The 5165-nt window shown below is 69.5% G+C and carries 4 protein-coding genes; all 4 read left to right on the plus strand.

Annotated elements, in window-relative coordinates:
* A partial coding sequence (locus U9977_RS25485) for an ABC transporter permease subunit (protein ID WP_416210779.1) occupies window positions 1–449 on the plus strand: 449 nt, incomplete at its 5' end.
* Window positions 446–1285, plus strand: a complete 840-nt coding sequence (locus U9977_RS25490; protein WP_322751822.1) for an ABC transporter ATP-binding protein — start codon at window positions 446–448, stop codon at window positions 1283–1285. The genes U9977_RS25485 and U9977_RS25490, both read left to right, overlap by 4 nt.
* Window positions 1285–1995, plus strand: a complete 711-nt coding sequence (locus U9977_RS25495; protein WP_322751823.1) for an ABC transporter ATP-binding protein — start codon at window positions 1285–1287, stop codon at window positions 1993–1995. The genes U9977_RS25490 and U9977_RS25495 overlap by 1 nt, the downstream gene beginning before the upstream one ends.
* A 636-nt stretch (window positions 1996–2631) precedes the next feature.
* A partial coding sequence (gene polA / locus U9977_RS25500) for a DNA polymerase I (RefSeq protein ID WP_322751824.1) occupies window positions 2632–5165 on the plus strand: 2534 nt, incomplete at its 3' end.

Here is a 5165-nt window from a genome sequence, read left to right on the forward strand (position 1 = left end):
GGATGAAGCTGCTGGCGTTCTCGATCGGTGCTTCCGTGTCGGGTTTTGCCGGGGTGCTCTTCGCGACCAAGCAGTTCTTCAACCCGCAGACGTTCAGCCTGCAGGCCTCGATTCTGGTGCTCACCATTGTGATCTTCGGTGGGATGGGCTCCCGGTTCGGGGTGGTGCTCGGCGCGGTGGTCCTGCAGGGGCTGGCGTTCTTCCTGCGTGACGTCGTGCCCCCGGCCGACCGGTACATCTACTTCGGGGTCGTCGTGGTCATCATGATGACCTTCCGGCCGCAGGGCCTGCTCCCGCCACGGCGCGGTGAGCGGGTCGGCCTCGCCGTCGCCGACGACGCCGCCGGCGACGCCGGTGTCCCGGGTGCCGGCGGGATCGGTGATGTGCGTGACGTCGGTGACATGGGTGACGTCGGCGGCGCGCTGCCCGCCGGTGGGCCGGCCGGATGAACGCCGTGCCGAGCCGGGACCCGGCGGCCGGTCGCAGCGACACCGGTCTTGTCCTCGACGTGCGTGGGCTGGTACTGCGCTTCGGCGGAGTCACGAGCCTGAACGGCGTGTCGCTACGCCATGAACGGGGTCAGATTCTCGCGGTGATCGGTCCTAACGGCGCGGGCAAGACGTCGCTGTTCAACTGCCTGACGGGCGTCGCCCGCCCGCAGGCCGGTAACGTCACGCTGTGGGGCCGCGGCGGTGCTCCGACGGGCCTGCTCGACCGCCGACCGCACGTGATCAGTCGGCTCGGGGTGGCCCGGACGTTCCAGCACATCCGGCTGTTCGGCGGGTTGAGCGCGCTCGCCAACGTCCAGGTCGGGGTGCAGGGGCGGGACCGCCCGGCGACGCTACAGGTGATGCTCGCCACCCCCGCCGTCCGGCGGTACGAGGCTCGCGCCGTGCGCCGCGCCATGGAGTTGCTGGCCTTCGTCGGCCTTGCGCACCGTGCGCACGTCCCGGCCGCGGCGCTCGCCTACGGGGAGCAGCGTCGTCTGGAGATCGCGCGGGCACTGGGCGCCGACCCGTGTCTGCTGCTGGTGGACGAACCCGCGGCGGGCACGAACACGGCGGAGAAAAACCAGCTGGCAGGGCTGCTGCGGCGGGTCGCCGCGGACGGGATCTCCGTACTGCTGATCGAGCACGACATGGGCCTGGTGATGAGCGTGGCCACGGCGGTGGTCGTGCTCAACTTTGGCCAGGTCATCGCCAGCGGTCCGCCGGCCGACGTCCAGCGGGACCCGGCGGTGCGCGAGGCATACCTGGGCCCGGCCGACGCTCCTGGTGGCGGCTGATGGCGCTCGAGCTCACCGACGTGGAGGTCCGCTACGGCTCGGTGACCGCGCTGCGTGGCGTGAGCCTGCGGGTCGGAGCCGGCGAGGTGGTGGCCCTGCTGGGGGCGAACGGCGCCGGCAAGACCACGACGCTGGCAACGGTGTCGGGACTGTTGCATCCGGTGTCGGGGGAGGTACGGCTCGACGGGGAGCCGCTCGCGGGCCTGCCGGCACACGAGATCGTCGCGCGGGGGATCAGTCACGTGCCCGAAGGCCGCAGGGTGTTTCCGGTCATGTCCGTCCACGAGAACCTGCTGATGGGCGCCTACCGGGACCGCCGCCGGGCGCGTGGCGACATCGAACGGGTCTTCGCGATGTTTCCACGCCTTGCCGAGCGACGTGGGCAGGCGGCGGGAACCCTTTCCGGCGGCGAGCAACAGATGCTCGCCATCGGCCGGGCGCTCATGGCACGGCCCCGGGTGCTGCTGTTGGACGAGCCCTCGATGGGGCTCGCACCGCTGGTCGTAGCCATGATTTTCTCGGTCATCACTGAGATCAACAGCACTGGCGTGTCGATGCTGCTGGTGGAGCAGAACGCCCACCAGGCGCTGGCGGTCGCAGACCGTGGCTACGTGCTGGAAACAGGTCGGATGGTGCTGGACGGCCCGGCTCACCTGTTGCGCGCGGACGACCGTGTTCGGCGGGCTTATCTGGGTGAGGACGTCGCCTGAGCGACAGCACCGCGCGTGGCGCTGGGGATCGAACCGTGCATCCAGTGGCACATGAGGTTGCAGTGGCACATGAGGCTGCGGTGCCACCTGAAGGTGCAGTGCCACCTGAATCTGCAGATAAATAAGTGAAACCCGGGACGGTCTTTGGCGCCGTCCACACCTTCCCCGTGTATGGACGTTATCTACTCGTCCGTCCCGGGTCCACTGACAAAGAAACTAGGGCGTAACCGATGCTCGCGTCAATGCGCCGGGCCGACGGCAGCCGTCGGTTTTCGCGCACCGTCTTCCCCGAAGCCTTCCGGCGGCGTTCCCGGTGCCGTTCCCAGCGTTCTTCGCGGCGTGACGAGTGACACGTTCGGGTATCGGTCTGTCCGATCGAAGACGCCCCGTGTGGTCCTCGGTGGTCCTCGGTCACCCGAATGTCAGCAGTAGAATGTCATCAGGTGAATATCACCGGGTGAATATCAACTGGCGGAAATTGCTGGGGGCCGGTATACGGCCGGCGTGAATCCGCGGGGTGACACCCCGGTCACCGCCCCGGCCGGGAGGCTCCCGGCCCTCCCCGTGCCGCACCGCGCCCACGGTGTGCGGCACGGGGAGGGCCGGCGGGGCGGGCGGGCCAAATACACTCGGGTCGTGTCCGCCACATCCGCCGGCGCGCAGCGCCCGCCCGCCCGTGGTTCCGCGCGTTCGGTTGCCGGCTCTACCTCGGCCGTCGCCCAGCCCGCGCCCGGCGACGGTGAGCCGCGGCTGCTCCTGCTCGACGGCCACTCCTTGGCCTACCGTGCGTTCTTCGCGCTCCCGGTCGAGAACTTCGCCACGACGACGGGACAGCCGACCAACGCCGTCTACGGCTTCACCTCGATGTTGATCAACGTGTTGCGCGATGAGCGCCCCACCCATGTGGCGGTCGCCTGGGACCTGCCGACTCCCACGTTCCGGCACACCCAGTACGCGGAGTACAAGGCCGGGCGCGCCGAGACACCCGAGGACTTCGTCGGACAGATCAGCCTGATCCAGCAGGTGTGCGACTCGCTCGCCGTGCTCGGGGTCAGCGCGCCCGGCTACGAGGCGGACGACGTCATCGCGACACTGGCGAGCCAGGGCGCGGCCGTGGGGATGCAGGTGCTGATCGTCACCGGTGACCGGGACGCGTTGCAGCTCGTCACCGACGAGGTGACGGTGCTGATGACCCGGCGCGGCATCAGTGACATGACCAGGTTCACGCCGGCGGAGGTCGAGGCGAAGTACGGTCTCACCCCGGTGCAGTACCCGGACTTCGCCGCGCTGCGCGGTGACCCCTCGGACAACCTGCCGTCGGTGCCCGGGGTGGGGGAGAAGACCGCCACGAAGTGGATCCAGCAGTTCGGGTCGTTGGCCGAGCTCGTCGACCGGGTGGACGAACTCGGCGGGAAGACGGGTACGTCGCTGCGCGCCCATCTGGCCAGCGTGATCCGCAACCGGGCCCTGACCGAGCTCGCCCGGGACGTGCCGTTGGACGTCACCCCCGTCGATCTTCGGCTGCGCCCGTGGGACCGCGAAGCCGTCCACCAGCTCTTCGACACCCTGCAGTTCCGGACGTTGCGGGAGCGGCTGTACACGGCGCTGGCCACGGTCGAACCCGAGGCCGACGAGGGTTTCGAGGTGAGCACGCGCATCCTGGGGCCCGGCGAGGTTTCCCAATGGCTGACCGACCACGGCCGTGGCGGGCAGCGCGTCGGCCTGCACGTCCGTGGCACCTGGGGTCGGGGTACCGGCGTCGTCACGGCGCTCGCGCTGGCCACCCCCGGCGGTCCCGGTGCGTGGATCGACCCGGCCGGGCTCACCGGCGACGATGACAAGGCGCTGGCGCAGTGGCTGGCCGACCCTGGTCAGCCCAAGGCGGCTCATGACGTCAAAGGCCCCCTGTTGGCGCTTGCCGCCCGTGGCCTGTCACTGGAGGGGGTGACCAGCGACACCGCGCTCGCGGCCTACCTGGCGCTGCCCGGTCAGCGCACCTTCGACCTGGCCGATCTCGTCCTGCGTTATCTCCGGCGCGACCTGCGTACGCAAGGATCCGACACCGGACAGCTGACCATCGACGGATCGGACGAGGCGGACGCGGCCGGTGCGGACGTCGTGCGGGCACGGGCCTGCCTCGAGCTCGCCGACGCGCTCGACGCGGACCTGGACCGCCGCGGTGCCACCGCGCTCCTGCGCGACGTGGAGCTTCCACTCGTCGGCGTGCTGGCCGTGATGGAGCGGGCCGGCATCGCCGCCGACACCGATCATCTGCTCGAGCTCCAGAAGCACTACGGTGCCGAGGTCGCCGCGGTGTCCGCGCAGGCGCATGAGATCGTCGGGCGGCCGTTCAACCTCAGCTCACCCAAGCAGCTGCAGGCCATCCTGTTCGACGAGCTGGGCCTGCCCAAAACCAAGAAGATCAAGACTGGCTACACCACCGACGCGGACGCGCTGGCCTGGCTCGCCACTCAGGCCGACCATCCGCTCCTGGCGGTGCTGTTGCGCCATCGTGACGTTGCCCGGCTGCGTACGGTGGTCGACTCGCTCATACCGATGATCGACGATGCCGGCCGCATCCACACGACGTTCAACCAGATGATCGCGGCGACCGGCCGGTTGTCCTCGACCGACCCGAACCTGCAGAACATCCCGATACGCACGGCGCAGGGCCGTCAGATCCGCCGGGCGTTCGTCGTCGGCACGGGGTACGAGACCCTGCTCACGGCCGACTACTCCCAGATCGAAATGCGCATCATGGCGCATCTGTCCGGCGACGAGGGACTGATCGAGGCATTCGCCTCCGGCGAGGACCTGCACACCTACGTGGCAGCCCAGGCATTCGGGCTGCCTGTGGACGCGGTTGATCCCGAGCTGCGCCGCCGGATCAAGGCCATGTCCTACGGGCTGGCCTACGGGCTCTCCGCCTTCGGGCTCGCTGGCCAGCTCGGCATCCATCCGGAAGAGGCCCGTGCGCAGATGGAGGCGTACTTCGCCCGGTTCGGCGGGGTACGGGACTTCCTGCGCGGGGTGGTCGAACAGGCCCGTACCGATGGTTACACGGAGACGATCCTCGGACGGCGCCGTTACCTTCCCGATCTTACCAGTGACAATGCGCAGCGTCGCCAGATGGCCGAGCGAATGGCGCTCAACGCTCCCATCCAGGGGCG

Origin of the sequence: Protofrankia sp. Cas8, assembly GCF_963555845.1 — a bacterium.
Classification (GTDB): domain Bacteria; phylum Actinomycetota; class Actinomycetes; order Frankiales; family Frankiaceae; genus Protofrankia.

Coding starts and splice junctions, on each gene's coding strand:
- U9977_RS25490 (WP_322751822.1), top strand. CDS start 446: ATGAACGCCGTGCCGAGCCGGGACCCGGCGGCCGGTCGCAGCGACACC.
- U9977_RS25495 (WP_322751823.1), top strand. CDS start 1,285: ATGGCGCTCGAGCTCACCGACGTGGAGGTCCGCTACGGCTCGGTGACC.